General features: G+C 45.1%; 19 protein-coding genes. 2 read left to right on the forward strand and 17 right to left on the reverse strand.

What is annotated here, in order from left to right:
- Positions 1–6: 6 nt before the first annotated feature.
- The 17 genes from yidD to AC1RNB_RS05035 form a co-directional block, all read right to left on the reverse strand.
- Positions 7–279, reverse strand: coding sequence for a membrane protein insertion efficiency factor YidD (yidD, locus tag AC1RNB_RS04955; protein ID WP_493081231.1), 273 nt, complete (start codon positions 277–279; stop codon positions 7–9).
- Positions 269–658, reverse strand: a complete 390-nt coding sequence (gene rnpA / locus AC1RNB_RS04960) for a ribonuclease P protein component (RefSeq protein ID WP_493081233.1) — start codon at positions 656–658, stop codon at positions 269–271. Before rnpA ends, yidD begins: the two co-directional genes overlap by 11 nt.
- A gap of 76 nt (positions 659–734) precedes the next feature.
- Entirely contained in the window at positions 735–890 is a 156-nt protein-coding gene (gene rpmH, locus AC1RNB_RS04965) for a 50S ribosomal protein L34 (RefSeq protein ID WP_071790296.1), read from the reverse strand.
- Positions 891–1,052: 162 nt separating this feature from the next.
- Positions 1,053–1,886 carry a glutamate racemase gene (gene murI, locus AC1RNB_RS04970; RefSeq protein ID WP_493081234.1) on the reverse strand — a complete coding sequence of 278 codons (834 nt, stop codon included), beginning with the start codon at positions 1,884–1,886 and terminating at the stop codon, positions 1,053–1,055.
- A gap of 67 nt (positions 1,887–1,953) precedes the next feature.
- Positions 1,954–2,544 (reverse strand): OmpH/Skp family outer membrane protein, encoded by a 591-nt coding sequence (locus AC1RNB_RS04975; protein WP_493081235.1) that lies wholly within the window; start codon positions 2,542–2,544, stop codon positions 1,954–1,956.
- Positions 2,545–2,575: 31 nt separating this feature from the next.
- Entirely contained in the window at positions 2,576–3,091 is a 516-nt protein-coding gene (locus AC1RNB_RS04980) for an OmpH/Skp family outer membrane protein (RefSeq protein ID WP_493081236.1), read from the reverse strand.
- A 25-nt stretch (positions 3,092–3,116) separates the two neighbouring features.
- The gene (locus AC1RNB_RS04985) at positions 3,117–5,828 is read right to left on the reverse strand and encodes a BamA/OMP85 family outer membrane protein (protein WP_493081284.1); all 2,712 of its coding nucleotides are present in this window, start codon (positions 5,826–5,828) and stop codon (positions 3,117–3,119) included.
- Between the two features lie 174 nt (positions 5,829–6,002).
- Complete coding sequence (uppS, locus tag AC1RNB_RS04990) at positions 6,003–6,767, reverse strand: undecaprenyl pyrophosphate synthase (RefSeq protein WP_493081238.1); 765 nt, start codon at positions 6,765–6,767, stop codon at positions 6,003–6,005.
- 110 nt (positions 6,768–6,877) lie between these two features.
- Positions 6,878–7,729 (reverse strand): type IX secretion system protein PorG, encoded by an 852-nt coding sequence (gene porG / locus AC1RNB_RS04995; protein WP_493081240.1) that lies wholly within the window; start codon positions 7,727–7,729, stop codon positions 6,878–6,880.
- Between the two features lie 59 nt (positions 7,730–7,788).
- Positions 7,789–8,667 (reverse strand): NAD kinase, encoded by an 879-nt coding sequence (locus AC1RNB_RS05000; RefSeq protein WP_493081242.1) that lies wholly within the window; start codon positions 8,665–8,667, stop codon positions 7,789–7,791.
- A gap of 81 nt (positions 8,668–8,748) precedes the next feature.
- Positions 8,749–10,188, reverse strand: coding sequence for a BamA/TamA family outer membrane protein (locus AC1RNB_RS05005; RefSeq protein ID WP_493081244.1), 1,440 nt, complete (start codon positions 10,186–10,188; stop codon positions 8,749–8,751).
- Positions 10,189–10,309: 121 nt separating this feature from the next.
- Positions 10,310–10,969 (reverse strand): CBS domain-containing protein, encoded by a 660-nt coding sequence (locus tag AC1RNB_RS05010; protein ID WP_493081246.1) that lies wholly within the window; start codon positions 10,967–10,969, stop codon positions 10,310–10,312.
- A gap of 44 nt (positions 10,970–11,013) precedes the next feature.
- Positions 11,014–11,775 carry an alpha/beta fold hydrolase gene (locus AC1RNB_RS05015; protein ID WP_493081248.1) on the reverse strand — a complete coding sequence of 254 codons (762 nt, stop codon included), beginning with the start codon at positions 11,773–11,775 and terminating at the stop codon, positions 11,014–11,016.
- A 166-nt stretch (positions 11,776–11,941) separates the two neighbouring features.
- Complete coding sequence (locus AC1RNB_RS05020) at positions 11,942–12,478, reverse strand: CvpA family protein (RefSeq protein WP_493081250.1); 537 nt, start codon at positions 12,476–12,478, stop codon at positions 11,942–11,944.
- A 122-nt stretch (positions 12,479–12,600) separates the two neighbouring features.
- Positions 12,601–13,053 carry a GatB/YqeY domain-containing protein gene (locus AC1RNB_RS05025; protein WP_493081252.1) on the reverse strand — a complete coding sequence of 151 codons (453 nt, stop codon included), beginning with the start codon at positions 13,051–13,053 and terminating at the stop codon, positions 12,601–12,603.
- Positions 13,054–13,063: 10 nt separating this feature from the next.
- Positions 13,064–13,435, reverse strand: a complete 372-nt coding sequence (gldC, locus tag AC1RNB_RS05030) for a gliding motility protein GldC (protein WP_493081253.1) — start codon at positions 13,433–13,435, stop codon at positions 13,064–13,066.
- A gap of 42 nt (positions 13,436–13,477) precedes the next feature.
- Positions 13,478–14,605, reverse strand: a complete 1,128-nt coding sequence (locus tag AC1RNB_RS05035; protein WP_493081255.1) for a glycosyltransferase family 4 protein — start codon at positions 14,603–14,605, stop codon at positions 13,478–13,480.
- Between the two features lie 92 nt (positions 14,606–14,697).
- Between AC1RNB_RS05035 and AC1RNB_RS05040 the strand changes: the two genes are divergently transcribed.
- Positions 14,698–15,837 carry a hypothetical protein gene (locus tag AC1RNB_RS05040; protein ID WP_493081257.1) on the forward strand — a complete coding sequence of 380 codons (1,140 nt, stop codon included), beginning with the start codon at positions 14,698–14,700 and terminating at the stop codon, positions 15,835–15,837.
- Between the two features lie 361 nt (positions 15,838–16,198).
- The gene (locus tag AC1RNB_RS05045) at positions 16,199–16,852 is read left to right on the forward strand and encodes an ATP-binding cassette domain-containing protein (protein ID WP_493081259.1); all 654 of its coding nucleotides are present in this window, start codon (positions 16,199–16,201) and stop codon (positions 16,850–16,852) included.
- The last annotated feature ends 7 nt before the right edge of the window (positions 16,853–16,859 follow it).

Genomic DNA, 16,859 nt, shown 5'->3' on the forward strand with positions numbered 1-16,859 from the left:
AAATTACTACGGTACCGGATCGTAGCCATGTCCACCACCCGGGCGGCAACGGCTGATGCGCTTGATGGCCAGCCAGCCGCCTTTGATCAATCCATATTTTTGCAAAGCCTGCACCGAATACTGTGAACAGGTAGGCGTATAACGGCATTTGGGACCGAGTGCCGGTGAGATCACATACTGATAGATCCTGATCAGTAAAATAAAAGGATAGCTCACAATTACAGCAAGCCACTGTAACCAGGAACGGTGTGGTTGCGATATGTTAGGGTCAGCGCACAATCTGTTCTTCGAGTTTGGTGAGTGCCTGTTGCATTTTTTCGTTAAACGTGGTATAATCAGGTAATTCTTTACCCACGTATAAAAAGAATACCACTACTTTTTTTTCCTCCGCTTCCAGGGTAGCCAGCAGACTGTGTTTATTCAAACGGTAACACTCGCGCAGCAAACGTTTGATACGGTTCCTGTCTACCGCTTTTTTAAAATGCCTCGCGCTTACACCCACCCCAGCCTGGATGGGTTGACCGCTGTTAGGTGCAGCCGGCATCCAGAATACTTTAACCGGAAATACAGCAAAAGATTTCCCTCCCGTAAAAAGTGCGTTCAGCGCTTTACGGCTTTTGAGTTTTTCTGCTTTTGCGTAACTGTTACTAACTGGCATTGTACTGCTAAACTAAAAAAGCCTCATCAAAAAGATGAGGCTATATTTTTTATACCAAAGCCCGTAGGGCAGGGTATTATTTTAATCCTTTTTCGCTGGAAACAGTCAGTTTCTTGCGACCTTTCGCTCTGCGGCTGGCCAGTACTTTGCGGCCATTGGCAGTTTCCATACGCTTGCGGAAACCGTGAACGGTTTTACGACGGCGTTTGTGTGGTTGGAATGTACGTTTCATGTTCTAGTTTTTTACTAACCCGGTAATATGATTTCGTTTCATGCCTGCAGTCACCATACTGCTGCTTGTGAAAGGACGGCAAAGGTAGGGGAATCCCATTAGAAGTACGAAGGAAGAAGCACGTTTTTTTGCGAAAAACCGCCTTTTCAGGGGCTTTTAGGCCTATTTACGGCCCAGTTCCAGGTGTTTTGAGGCAATGGGTTTGCCGAAAAACCGCGTGGCATGGGTATCAAAATCGGCCGTTGCATCGGTGGTATAAAAGCTGCGCTGGCCATTACGGGTACATTTTTCTGCCAGGGTGGGATGCTTGGCCAGGTATTGCTGCAGGCTTTTTGCCACAATTTCTCCCTGCGAAACAATCTGCACACCGACAGGCGCAAACTGCTTTATCTTATTGATCAGCAAGGGATAATGTGTACAGGCCAGTAACAAAGTATCAATTTCTCCGGATTGGCCGAACAGCTGGTTCAGGTGCTGCTGCACAAAATAATCGGCTCCGGCACTTTCATATTCATTGTTTTCGATCAGTGGTACCCACATGGGGCAGGCTTCCTGAAAAACCTTTACCTGCGGAAAAAATTTAGCGATCTCAATAGGGTAACTCTCGCTCTGTACCGTTCCAGTGGTGCCCAATACACCTACTTTGCCGGTTTTTGTATACTGACCAATCACTTCTGTAGTAGGCCGGATTACCCCCAATACCCGTTTAGCAGGATCGATATGGGGCAGATCTTTTTGCTGAATGGTACGCAAAGCCTTGGCCGATGCCGTATTACAGGCGAGGATCACCAACTCACAGCCCTGCGAAAAAAACCATTGCACGCATTCCAGTGTGTAGTGATACACCGTATCAAAAGAACGCGGACCATAGGGCGCACGGGCATTATCGCCCATATAGAGATAGTCGTATTCGGGAAGGGCTTTAACGATCTCTTTCAAAACCGTCAATCCGCCATAACCACTATCAAACACACCAATGGGTTTTGTTACCTGCATACTGTAAAAATAAGAACCCCATCGCAAGGACGGGGTTCTGACAATATATTATTAGAAATTTCTGTGCTTATTTTTTAGCGGGAGCAGCTGCACCGGCACCGGATGCTACTTTCCAGGCATCTTCGATCTCTTTGGTCAAAGGCAGTTTCAGCTTCATGGCTGTACGGATAGATAAGTTATCCAGCAATGGAGGTTGTGCGTAAGGAGATAAGGCATTTGAATTCAGTACCAGTGTGTATTTCTGCTCTGCAATCACCTGCTTCAGTGCATCGAACATACGCTGTTTGTAAGGATTCAGCAGTTGCTCCATTTTCTGCTCGTACATCTGCTGTCCGATCTGCTGCCAGTTAATCAGCATATAACGCTTCTGACCCAAGTCTTTCTGTGCCAGTTCACGTGCTTTAGCGGGCATGGTTGCAGAATCTTTTTTGTAGATACTATCGGCACGGTTGAATTCGTATACGCGTGCTTCATATTCCAGACGCAGTGAATCGTTCTGGAAGCTCGACAGCAAAGTGTCTACTTTACCAATACCCGGGAACAGGGATAAGGTAAGCTGCTCATCAAAATATCCTATTTTAACTGCCTGTGCTTTGGTTGTGTTGGTAAAAAGGATGCAAGCTGCAACAGCCACACACACAAATAATAATTTCTTCATTGTAGTGAATTTATGATTGGTTTGGTTTACACTAGTTTTTAATACCCAGCTCTTTCAGCACATCTTCGCTTTTATCCAGCTTGGGGTCGGCAAATATAATGGTAATTCCTTCACTTTTATCGAGTACAAAATCATAGGCTTTTGAGATGGCCATTTTCTGTACAGCGTTGTAAACTTTGTCCTGTACCGGCTTTACGAGCTTCTGGCGCTCTTTAAACAGGTCGCCCTCGTAACCAAAACGACGTTTTTGCAGCTCGCGTACTTCCTTCTCCCTGACAAACAGTTCATCTTCCCTTTTTTTCTTCAGTTCGTCGGTCAGCATAAAAGCTTCCGCCTCATAATTCTTGTACATCTTATCCAGCTGGGCCTGTTTATCATCGATCTCTTTCTGCCATTGTTCGCCTATCAACTGCAATTTTTTATCCGCATCCCGGTATTCGGGGATCTTACCGAGGATATACTTGGTGTCGATGATAGCGTAACGCTGTGCCTGACTGGTAAGCGCCAATCCAACAAAAGCGATCAGGAGTAAGAGTGTCTTTTTCATAAATAGTCGGTTTAGGTTTGATGGGTTATTCCGGCTCAAAGCCCAGCATAAAGGTAAACCTTGTTGCATCTTTGAGCGCGCCTCCCTGTGTAAACCTATCCAATCCTATGCCATAATCAAATCCAAGCAAACCAAACATAGGCAGGAAGAAACGCATACCCAGACCTACGGAACGTCTCAGCTTAAATGGATTGTAATCTTTAAAATCATACCATCCGTTGGCCGCTTCAAAGAATCCGAGGGCATAAATGGTGCTGCTTGGGTTCAGGCTGAGCGGATAACGCATTTCGAGGGTATACTTATTGAAAATGGTAAAGTACTGGCTGGCCGTTTGTTTATCGGGGTTGATCTTGGGATTGGAATTATCGTACACAGGATATCCCCTGTGTGCAATGATATCATATCCCAGCAGGGCAAACTGGTTACTCAGACCCGCATCGCCCACCTGAAAACGCTCGAAAGGAGAAATCTTGAGGTCGGGATTAAACCGTCCGAGGAAACCGAATTTGGCCGAAGCTTTTAATACAAACTGTTTGTTCCTGTCTTCGCCGTGTGGTTTACCCAATGGCACATACCACTCTCCATTAAATCTCCATTTATGGTATTCAATAAAGCTGTACGGATTGGCTGCCGAGTTGATATTCTTATCGATCAGTGAATACGGTGGTGTTACCTGCAGGCTCAACAGGAAAGTGGAACCCGAACGAGGGAACAGCGGCGCATCTACCGATGACCTTTGCAGGGCCAGACGGAAGTTGATATTGTTTACCACCCCATTCTCAAATCCCGGAAGATTGGTAGGATCGATGGCATAGTTACTGAGTTTGTACCGGGTATAGTTCAGACCCATTGACAGGGAGAAATAGTCATCCGGCCATTTCAACTGCTTGGCAAGACTTACCGTAGCACCCGTAGTAGAGATATATCTTGAGTTGGCAATATTCTGGTCGTACAGCCCGGTATACGGGTCGTAGGTCTGGCCGTATTTGGTGTTATAGATACTCACCGTTAAGGCATTCCTTTTTTTGCCGCCCAGCCAGGGTTCTGTGAACGAGAAGTTATAAGAGCGGAAGGCTTTACCATTACTCTGTACGCGCAGGCTCAGTTTCTGGCCATCGCCCATTGGCAAGGGATCCCAGGCTGATTTTTTAAAGATGTTACGGATAGAGAAATTGTTGAACGATACACCCAGTGTACCGGTCAGACCAATATAACCACCCCAACCGGCACTTAATTCCAGCTGGTCGCTTGATTTTTCTTCTACACCGTAATTAATATCTACGGTACCATCATCCGGATTCGGAACCGGATCGATCTTGATCTTTTCCTGGTTGAAATAGTTCAGCTGTGCAATCTCACGCTGTGAACGGATGAGGTCGGTACGGCTGAATTTCTCACCCGGTATGGTACGCAGTTCGCGGCGGATTACGTACTCTTTGGTACGGTCGTTACCACTGATGCGGATATTTTTAATCGTTGCCTGCGGCCCCTCAATGATCCGGATCTCATAATCGATGGTATCATTGTACACGGCTGTTTCTACAGGGTCTGTACGGAAGAAGAGGTAACCATCATCCTGGTACAATCCGCTGATATCGCCTCCATCAGGAGAGGCAGATTTACCCAATTTTTTGTTCAGCACCTCCAGGTTATAGATATCTCCTTTGCGGATGCCGAGGATAGCGGTAAGAACAGAATCGGAAAATTTGGTATTTCCTCTCCAGTTAATGTTACCGAAGTAGTAGCGGTGTCCTTCGTTTACTTTGATATCGATATTCAAACCGCCCCTGCGCACATGGTACACTGTATCCCTGTCAATGATCGCATCGCGGAAACCGAGTGAGTTATAGTATTCGAGCAGGCTTTCCTTATCGTCGATGAATTTTTTCTCGTCAAACTTGGCACCTGATAATTTCAGGCGGATATAAGGATCCAGCAGTTTCTTGGTTTTGCTGTAGGTGAGATAACCATGCTCTTTCAGGTATTCCTGGAATTTGTACCGCTGCGGTGTAACGAGGTAACCCTTGTCGAAACTGGGGAACAGGGTCATGCGCGAACGCTCCTTGGTATCTTTCAGTTGTTTTTTCAGCTTACCGGCATCTACGGTATTACCGCCGAAATTGATATTGTTGATCTTTACTTTCGGACCTTTATCAACAATAAATTCGAGCGACAGTGTATTATTGATCGTTGTGTCATTTTTTTCATTGATGGTTACCCTTGCATCGCGGTAACCTTTTTCGGCATAGTACTTTTTAATGGCCTCAATAGCAGAGATCTTCATGTTCTCTGTAATGACCCGGTTAGGCACCAGGCCTGTTTTACCGGAGAGGTCATCACTTTCGCCTTTACGCACGCCTTTGAAAAAGAACCTTGATAAACGGACCCTTTCAGTAACAGCGATTTCGATCTCGATATTTTTTCCTTCCAGTTTGGTGAGGTAGATCTCTACATTGGAAAAATAATTCTGGCCCCAGAGTTTGGTGATGGCTTTTGAAAAGTTATCGCCACCCGGTATGGTAATTTCATCGCCTACATTGATATTGGCAATAGAGATCAGGAGGTTCTCATCAAAAAAACGGTTGCCTACCACCCTGATGGCAGATACTTTGTATTTGCGGGGTGTTTTCTGGGTAAAAATATTGAGGAGGTCAACATCTATAGAAGTAATGGTGGTATCGGTTGTTTGCTGCGAACGGGCCGGGAGACTCACGAGCGATGTTACTAAAGCCAACACTAAAATTTTGTACACTTTCTGCATCCGGTTTCGGTTTGTGATGTTGCCGACTGAAAGAGCCTTTTGGGGCGCTGACAGCGATAAGTTCAGGTTTTTAGGCGGGGCAAATTAACTGGAATAATTAAAAATTGTTTGTTAAATCACCCGCATATGATAAGGTGTGGTGTTAAATAGCTATGCCAATTGGGTTTCCTCCTGTATTTGTTGCCCTGTTTTGCCAAATCTCCTTTCTCTGCCCTGGAAGTCGATAATGGCTTCATACAGGTTCTCTTTGCGGAAATCGGGCCAGCGGGTATTGGTGAAATATAGTTCGGCATACGCTAACTGGTACAACAGGAAATTACTGATCCGGTATTCGCCGCTGGTGCGGATCATCAGTTCCGGATCGGGGAATTGACTGGTTGAAAGGTATTGCTGCAGGGTTTCGTGGTTAATGGTTTCGGGGTCTATCTTGCCGGCTTTTACATCCAGACCGATATTCTTTACTGCATTTACCAACTCCCAGCGGCTGCTGTAACTGAGTGCCATAATGAGGTTGAGGCCGGTGTTATGGCTTGTCATCTCCAGGGCTTCTTTCAGTTCATTCTGTGCAAAAACCGGTAACATATTCAGATCGCCAATCACATGCAGACGGATATTGTTCTTGTTCAGCGTAGGCACTTCCTTGCGGATGGTATCTACCAGCAATGACATCAGCCCTTCCACTTCCTGCTGTGGTCTGTCCCAATTCTCTGTACTGAAAGCATACAGTGTCAGGTACTGGATCCCCAGTTCGGCACTCCCCTCCACGATATTACGAACGCTCTCTACGCCGTGAAAATGGCCATACAAACGATCCTGGCCTTTTTCTTCGGCCCAACGCCCATTCCCATCCATAATGATGGCAATATGGTGGGGTAAGTGTTCCCTGTCAATCTTATCGATCAGGCCTTCCTGCATAGAGCGAACTTGAATTAGGGAGCAAATCTAACAAAATCAATGCTTATAGGCAGATATAATTGCCTTAAAATATGGCCCGGAAGGGACTAAACCGGTCAAAAACGATGTAATTAACGGGAAGGGGTCGGACAACGATAGGAAGAGAGGTTGAAGGAGATCCCTACTTTAAAACTGGCAAAAGCATCTTTTTGCAGGCTATTGCCCCGCTGTCTACCTTTAATACCGATGGAAGTACCGGTTTCATAGCTCCTGTCCTGCAGCAGAAAAGCCGGTGAAGGCGATCCATCCGGCAGGGTAGGAAATGCATCCGGAGCATAGAGTCCGCTTACATCATCCAGGTAGTCGGTATTGGTCATGCGGTAAGTAAGTTCCGCAAATACGTTGGTGCGGGTATTCAAGGCATATTTGGCACCCATCGTAAAAGGAATGCTGATAGCGATAGGGTTATATGGTTTCAGCTCGGGATAAAGAGAACTGCCCTGCCCTTCGGTACCCAGGGTACGTAACAGGTATTTCTCCCCGTTCAGGTAGGCATAGGGATCGTAAGAAAAAACGCCCAGCCCCAGACCTACGTAAGGGGTAAACTCATACCCTTCAAAACCGGGGTGAAACTCGAAAAAGTTAAAATCGCCGGCCAGGCTGATCTCCCACACATTGGTGTTAAAACTGAGATTCCGTGCCTGCTGAACCGGATTGGTGCTGTATACATCGGAATAACCCAGCATGGCATATTCGCCTGCGATGCGGATGCCGATATAATTGCTGATCTGTTTTCTGAAAAAGATACCTGCTGCAGTTTTGGGACGGTTCAAACCTGTATTGGGATTGAGGTCTCCGAAATAATGTGCCAGCCCAAGAGAAACGCCAACCTCGCCCTGGTGTACATAGGGCTCCAGTGTTTGCGCCCGGGTCTTAGCGAGAGCAAATACAAAACATACCAGGATCAGGGTTTTTCGTAACATAGTTATCGGTTCGTTCTCTATTTATTGTAAAATAGCATCAAAATTTAATACGATAAAAGTTAATTTCTTTTATCAAGACCCCAGGTAAGCTTAGTTCGCAGCGTGGACAGGAAACTATTTTCGTTCAAACGGATCAGATTTACCCCGAATTTCTCCCTGCGGATGGCCAATTGGATGGTTTTGCTTACAATTTCGCGGCGGGCATCCAGGGCACAGATTACCTGGTCGGCCCGGCTTTCTACCTCAAAAGAGATTACGTTGGTATCCGGGATAATGATTGAACGGACATTCAGGTTATGCGGAGCCACCGGGGTAATCACAAAACAGGCCGATTCGGGGAACATGATGGGTCCGTTACAACTCATATTATACCCCGTAGAACCGGTAGGGGTGGAAACGATCAGTCCGTCTGCCCAGTACGTATTCAGGAACTCCCCGTTCAGGTAGGTATGGATCTTGACCATGGGAGAGATATCCCGCTTATGTATCGCAAACTCATTCAGGGCAAAAGGGGTTTCGCCAAACAACGGCACATTGGATTCGAGGTGGATCAGGGTCCGCTTATCAATCAGGTAGGTCCGGTTCACCAGGGCATCCACCGCACTCGTCAGCTCTTCTTTACTGATGCTGGCCAGAAATCCCAGCCGACCGAAATTGATGCCTACAATAGGAATATTCTTGTCTTTTACGAGGGTAACCGTATCCAGCAGGGTTCCGTCGCCGCCGAGGCTGATCAGGCAATCAATATGTTCATCCAGATCGTCGGAGGTTTTAAAAGGGACCATTTTCTCGTACAAGTGTGCGGGCAGGGTAAACTGCTGCAACAGATTGTGGTAAATGAGTATGGTGATATCGTAGCGGGTCAGCTCTTCCAGCAAAAGCAAGAGGGGATTCTCCTGTTCAAAATCAAGACCGCGGCTATAGATAGCTACTTTCATGGAGGAATTTGAAAATTTGAAAATCTGAAAATTTGAAAATGTACTGACGACATCTTCAGATAAATGGGTTTTCAAATCGATTTAAAAATCATTTCTCGTCTGTAAATATAAGCCATCCTTGCCCAGTTGGTTAAAGCTGTATTCGATTTTGAATACAAAATCATAGATAGAAACGATATCCATGCCAAAACCCCAGGTACGGAGCAGCTTATTATTGAGTGTATTGGTGATATTGGGATTGGGCTTGTACGCATAACCCAGATCGCCATAGGCTTTCAGGAAAATCCGGAAGGGGATCTTATCATGCGTTTTGCTGGGGAAGGGATTGTGCAGGATGAAAGAGAGTATTTCTTTGTGCACCGTGGTTTTCAGGGCAGCACCCAGCATACCATCTACCACATTGTATTCCAGTCCGCGCATCTGGTAAAATCCATACCCGAATAAACGCTCATTCACAAAATAATTGCGGAAGGGTGCTTTGGCAATTCCCAATCCTTCCAGGTGCAGGAAAGCGGTTTTGGTAAACGGCAGGGTATACACGGCCCGGGCACCCAGTTGCCAGAAACCAATGGTATTATCCAGTCCACGCCTATACAAATTACCCTCCAGCAAAAAACCACGGGTGGGGTAAGGGATATAATCTACGTTGTAATATTTATACTGGTAATTAAAATCAACAAACCGGATCTGCGTTCTGCCATCAGGGAAATAGTTGGGGTTGATCTTGAGAACCGTATCTGCTACACTTTCATTATTATACGATACCCTGAAATAGTGGCGTTGTTTTACATCCGGGCGGAAAGAATAGGTAAGATCCAACCGGAATGCTTTTTTGGCAATCGCATCCTGTTTGTAGAACAGCTGTTTGTTATTACCTGTTCCATAATTGATTTCTTTCTGTGTAGCCGAAATAATGCCCACATTAAAACCCTGTTTCAGTTTGCGGTCAAAAAAAGGCAGGTTATAACGCAGCGTGAGCTGTTGGGTATACCCATTGATCAGCCAGATATCGAGGTTATCGTTTCGGCCACTGATATTGTTCTGCGTAAACTTGATACCGTAATTAACCCTTTCGAGGCTTCGTTTCTGTTCTACCCACCACTGGTTAAAGTTGCGGTCTATGAGACGGAAATACGGCATGGGAAAAAAGTACCAGCGCTCTTTCAGATCGGCCCGGATATCCAGTACATTGCCTTTGCGTGAGGCTACATACACATTTACATCCACAAACAGGCTGGTGTTCATGAGCTGCTGTTTGGCAAGTACCAGCTGCTCTTCCAGTCCTCCTTCGGTAAAGCGGCTGCCTTTTACAAAAGGCAGTTCGCGCAGTACAATGAAGATCTTGGTACGTTTATTACCGGTAACAATGATATTGCCCACCATCACGGGATGGTCTTTATGGGGCAGGGTATCCTGGCGAATAACATTTCCTGTATCCGAAGAAACCTCTTCCTGGGCTTCGGCAGCAACCAGGTTACCCAACAGCACAGCCAGTAAAACAATAACACGCGGTAACCTCATCTCCGGAAAACGATTGATAATTAGCGGTAAAAATAGGGGGATTGGGGAATATGGGGGAGGAATGTGGAATATAAACTGTGGAACCGAATGGATGTGAGGAGATCTACACTTACCCGTTCCGCTACATATTCAGGTATGATAGCAGGTGATTATAATTTTCTTTCAGCTCATTGGCGTAGGTTTCTTCGCCGAAATAATAACGAACCACAAAATCATATCGCTGGAAAGTGGCCACAATATCAGAGATCTCGATCTTGTTTACTTTCAGGGTAATTACTACCAGGCCGGTATCAGGTTCAGTATAGGTGTTAAGCTGTGTGATATAAGCATCGTTGGTTTCTACCAGCCGGTTCACCTCCCCGAATGAGAAGTTACGTTTGTCTGTTTCGAGCACAATAATGCCGCCTTTGTCTTCATTACCCACAAAAGAAGACAGTCTTCGCAGTAAGTCTTTGGAAGAGATCACCCCCGCCAGTTCTGCCTGTTCATTCACCACCGGTAGCAACGTCAGTTCATTTTCGGCGATGAGGCGGAGGGCCGACAAAAAATATTCTTCCCCTTTTACAGAGATCTTTTGCAGGGAAGATTCTACCGCTGCCACCAGCCTGGTTTCATCTGCATCCAGCAGATCATCTTTACTGATGATACCGGCAAATTTTTCTTCGCTCAACACGGGCAGGTGCTGTATATCATATTCGTCCATCAACTGCAGAGCAAGCGAAACCTTATCAAACAGGTTGATAGCGGGGAAACCGGAATTAATCAGTTGTGATGCCAGCATGTGTTCTTTTCTGCATATACGCGGAAAGCCTGTGCCCGGTTGGGTTAAGACTTCTGCTTTGTTAAAAAACCTTCCAGTATTCTGTTAAACTCGTCGGGCACTTCCATCATGGGTGCATGGCCACACTTGTCTACAAAATGCAGTTCACTGTTCGGGATCAGGCGGTTGAATTCACGTCCAACAAAAGGCGGAGTGATGGTATCGTTATTACCCCAGATCAGGCAGGTGGGTTGTTTGATCTGGTTCAGTTCTTCTCCCAGGTTATTGCGGATAGCGCTTTTGGCCAGTGCAATGATCTTGATCACCTTGATACGGTTATTGGTGATCTCGAACACTTCATCCACCAGTTCTTTGGTGGCTGTTTCAGGATCGTAGAACGTAAGTTGTGTTTTCTTTTTGATATACTCGTAATCGCCACGTTTGGGATAACTGTCGCCCATCCCATTCTCAAACAAACCACTGCTTCCCGTCAGTATCAGTGATTTGATCCTTTCCGGGTGTTTCAGGATATGCACCAGCGCCACATGGCCACCCAGCGAATTACCGAGCAGGTGGATATTATGATAATCCCTCAGCTCAATGAATTTCTGCACATGTTTTTCCAGTCCGCCCACCGATGTATGAAAGATATCCAGGTCAAACAAAGGCAATAGGGGAACGATCACTTTATGGGTGCCTCTGAAATGCTCTACCAGGTCCTTGAAATTACTTAACGCGCCAAATAAGCCGTGCAATAGAATCAATGGCTCGCCTTCTCCTACTTCAATAAACTTAAACTTATCCTGTTGTTTGATCTCGTAATTCATTAGTCAGTTTCTTATACAGCCGTAATTGGGATTCTTACAAATAAAAGGAAAATCACGCAAATACAACTTAAATGAAAAGCCTCAGGCAGGCAATCTGCTCGCAACCTTTGCTAAATTACTGATTTTACGGCAAAAACAGGATGGGCAAAGGCCTGCCGGGTAACAATTATTTAACCTCTGTAGGCAGGCTTGCAAAAAAACGGGAGAGTTCTTCAAACATCCCTTTGAAAAAGGGAATCGCCATCCCAAAAAAGCTGATGGCTTTGGGTCCCCAGGGTTGCACGAAACTATATGTTACAGAACCGGCTACTGTTTCCGGCTTCAGCCAATGCATTTTATCCGCATAAAAAATAACCACACTGTACAAAGTGATATACAAAACAGCATATAAAACAATGCCGCTGAGCTTATTAAGCCAACCCAGCAAAACCAGCTCCATAGCCGACTGGATAAACAGAGCGCCCAGCCTCACCAACAATATCACTGCCACCATCACCAATACAAACGAGAGAAAGGGAAGCCAGTGCGCCGAAATACTGGTGCTATCCTGCAGCCAGGCCGCAACCAGTGTAGAAAATTTCATGGCTGCCGCCAATCCTACCAGAATACCGAGCAATGAAAAAACAGCTACTACAAAACCATTGCGATAGCCTTTTACAATAGCGAGTATGAGCAGGATCAGGAAGATGATGTCTATTACCATGGGATGAAGGCTTGAGCTCTGGGCTGCGAGCTTTGAGCCGCGAGCGACGAGCTTGTTTTGTTGTAATATCTTATGTAAACGAAGTTGGCTTTAGCTCGTGGCTCAAAGCTCATAGCTCACCGCTATTTAGTCAACAATTCTTTAACCATTGCTGCTACCGCTTTCCCATCTGCCTTACCAGCCAGTTGTTTAGAAGCTACTCCCATCACTTTACCAAGATCCTGCAGACCGGCAGCGCCTACTTCTGTAATGATTTTGGTAACCGCTTCTTTCAGCTCTGCCTCACTCAACTGCTGTGGCAGAAATTTTTCGATCACTGCAATTTCATCAGACTCTTTCACAGCGAGGTCGGGGCGGTTCTGTTGGGTATAGATCTCCAATGAGTCTTTGCGCGATTTTACCAGCTTCTGCAACAGTTTCATCTCTCCATCTTCACTGATCTGACCATTGGCACCGGGATCAGTTTTGGCTTTAATGATCTCTGCTTTAATCGCTCTCAGTCCGCGAAGCAGGGCTTCGTCTTTGGCTTTCATGGCATCTTTCATCTGTGCCATTACTTTTTCTTCTAAACTCATAACAAGTATTTTATTGGTTTTCTTTTAACTGGCTGTCGCGGAATTTTTTGTAAAATTCTTTGGCAAAAGTCTTCATGTCATCTACCAGTTCTTTGTTTTGCGTGGCACGCAGATAAGTATCGGCCATGCCCATCAGTGTCTGGTAATAAAAATCGGCCATTTCATCCACCATCATCTCTTTGGTCCAGAGGTCAATGCGCAGGGCACTTTTATCGGCCCCGTCCCAGAAAGCCACCATCATGGATTTGGCAGACTGCATCATATCAGCCGTACTATCGCTGGCGTTCCATTGGATCTGCTGGGGTACTTTGTTCTCGTCTAACTCAATTTCTATCGAAATAGTTGATTTATGCATGGTAGGTTCTTTTTCGTTATTCAGCATAGCAAAAGTAAGCGAAACATCGGTTGTGGAAGCCGGGCCGGATCATTTACCCGCTGTGTCCAAAATGACTTCCCATAATTGCGCTGCGGCTCTATCCCAGCTAAACCGGGCGGCCTGTTCTTTACCTGCTGTTATTAAACGGGCCCGCAAAGATTCATCGCGGTACAGGTTCAGCATCTGTTTGGCAATGGCATCGGGATCAGACGGGTCTGCATACAGGGCCGCATCGCCACCGGTTTCGGGCATGCTGCTGGTATCACTGGTAATCACAGGCACTTCACTCTGCATGGCCTCGATAATGGGAAGTCCAAACCCTTCAAAATAAGATGGATACACCATAGCATAGGCCGCTGCGGTCAATTTGGCCAGTTGGTCTTCGGGCACATAATCCAGCAAAACCACATCGTTGCGGTATTTGTAGGTTTTCAGTTTGGTAAGCACATCATCATACTGCCAGGCCAGTCGTCCGGCCACCAGCAGTTTCATATTGCTGTGTTGCCATTTTTTGAAAAGGGAAAATGCCTTCAGCAGGTTCAGCAGGTTTTTACGGGGATGAATACCGCCGGTAAACAAAAAATATTCCCGGCCATCGGCATAACCGTCTTTTACCTGTTCTTTTTCCTGCCAGGAGATGGGGCCAAAACTTTGACGGGCTGCTCCTTTTACCACATGGATCTTTTCGGCAGACAGTTGGTACGTGTCGATAATATCCTGACGGGTATAGTCAGACACGGTTACTACTGTTTTGGCTTTCTCCAGAAACCTGGGCGTATAACGCTGGTAATACCTGCGATGATACCAGGGAATAAACTGCGGATAGTGCTTAAAAGCAAGATCATGCACCAATAATAGCTGCGGGATCTTAGCAGTAAGGCTCGCAAAACCAAAGGGTTGTACCCATACATCTGCTTTTTTATTGCGCAGGGCCAGGGGAGCCGCTACATCGTACCAGTATTTGAATGCCAGCGGGTGACGCGCTTTGGGCGATACCACCAGCGGCGTAATATTTTCAGCAACAACAAACTTTTGATCAAAAGCACGGTCGAACAGGAAAATGAATTCATGTTCCCGATGTTGTTTCACCAAACGGCTGAATACTTCATGGGCATAATGACCATACCCTTCGAGCTGGTTGGCTTGTAAAAATATAGCGTTAACGGCGATGCGCATATCCTGCAAAAGTAGGCGACCTATACGCAAAACTGTTAAAATACATGAGTGAAAATAAAATATGACGGTTTTTAACGAACATTGTAACTCTTATGAGAAAACTATTCATCCTCTGTTCGATACTATTGGCAGCCACGGCCCATGCATCAGATTCTTTACAGATTAATTTTACTACTAAAACATTTGTAAAGGGCGATACCCTTGAGTTTAGTTGCAAGGTTCCCGATTTTGCAGCACTGCGTTTACTGAATGCCACCCTGAATGTCTGGATTGAGGATGTAGAAAAGACCAAACGCTGGCGCTTCCGTTACCCCATGATCAATGGAGAAGTAGCTGCTTCGCTGATCATCAGCGATAAAATTCCTGACGGACGTTATGCCGTGAACTTTCTCGTACAGCGTGGTTTTTTTAAAGTGATGGGACAGATCCTTGATAATGGTAAAAACGATACCAGCATCAACTACATCATGATCCCTAAAAACAAATCAGCGAGTTATTTTGATAATGCCAGTGTGGCACCTGATGGTAATTTCCGGTTAAAGAGCACATTGTTTGCTGACTCTGCTTTTTTTATTTTTTCGCCACCTAAAAAAGTACGCAACAATTATCTCTCCATCAAAATTGAGACACCGCTCGATTCTGCCTTTACACCGGTATTGTACCAGACAGATTTTATTACCGTAGGCGATCCGAAAATGCTGCTGTCTAAAAAAACAGATACCAGCCGGTATGTGTTTGCATCGGAAGAATTACTTGATCCGGGTTTATTGCCCACAGTAACGGTTACGGCCAAATTCAAATCAAAAGTGCAGCAGTACAATGAACAATATTCCAGAGGATTGTTTCAGCGCGATGATGCGCTGGTGTTTGATGGAATAGAGTCTGACCAGATCGGCCGCTCTATCAGTGTATTACGCTATCTCGAAAGCAAAGTGCCGGGACTAACGATAGAAACCAATGAAGCCGGACAGGAAATTGCCAAATGGCGGAGAGAGATCTGTGAAATTTATATTGATGAGTTCCGTATGGACTCCACATCGCATACGCTGATTTCACCCACTGAGATTGCGATGATCAAAGTGTATCGTCCGCCGGCCTTGCTGTCCAGTTTTTCGGGTGGTGCAGGCGCCATTGCCATCTACACTAAAAAAGGTGAATTTGCGAGCTACGGTAAAAAGCGGCATAACTTTATTGTGAAGGGATATACAAGGATAGAGAGTGTTTGGGAGTGAGGGTGAAGAAAGATCCGCTGGGAAATGCGTAGTTTTAAGAAACAGTACTCATTAGAATGCGATCACTCAGAACCATACGGCTTATTGGAACATTTTACAAGAGTTTCCGATTGTTTTCATTCGTTGTTACCGTTTCTTGTCTGAGCCTCTTTTGGAAAAATGGAACCAGCATTTTCCCGGTGCTTTTCTGGTTTAAAATAGCTACGCTGGGTCTGACTTATCATTTCATCAATAGCTATAAAAGCAAAGAGTATTATTATTATTTGAATTTAGGTATTTCAAAAACTATACTTTGGACGGCTACACTTTGTTTTGACTTTGCCCTGTTCTTATTTCTCATGCTACAGACATATCAATTCAGATGAATCATACCCTGGAAGCAGATAGTATTCAATTAGTATTTGATGGGAGAAAAATATTATCCAGTATTTATTTGAAGTGTGAGACCGGAAAAATTACCGGCTTGTTAGGTAGAAACGGACAAGGAAAGACTTGTCTGATGAAAATAATTTATGGCAGTCTGGCGTGCGAAAAATCTGTTCGTTTTGATCAGGTGGCCTATTTTGAAGCCTATAAGAACCCCGACTTATTACGTTATCTTCCTCAATTCAATTTTATTCCAAAACCTCTTTCCCTGAAAAGAGTTTTCAAGGATTTTGAATTAGATTATTCAGCATTCGGAAAAATGTTTCCAGAGTTTGTTTCAAAATATAAAATGGTTTTGGGGAGTCTTTCAGGAGGAGAATATAGATTAGTGGAATTGTATGTTATTCTAAAAAGCAGGTCTCAATTTGCGATGTTGGATGAACCATTTACGCATTTAAATCCCATACAGATAGATAAAGCAAAAGAACTGCTGCTGGAAGAAAGAAAACATAAGGGTTTACTTATTACTGATCACATGTATAAAGATATCATTGACATTTGTGACAACCTGTACGTGTTATCGGATGGAAGCACATATTTAACTAAAAGCAGAGAAGCTATTGAAACGCTCGGGTATGCCAGGCTGTAAAGATTGT

Source organism: Sediminibacterium sp. GW821-FHT12F12, assembly GCF_058806635.1.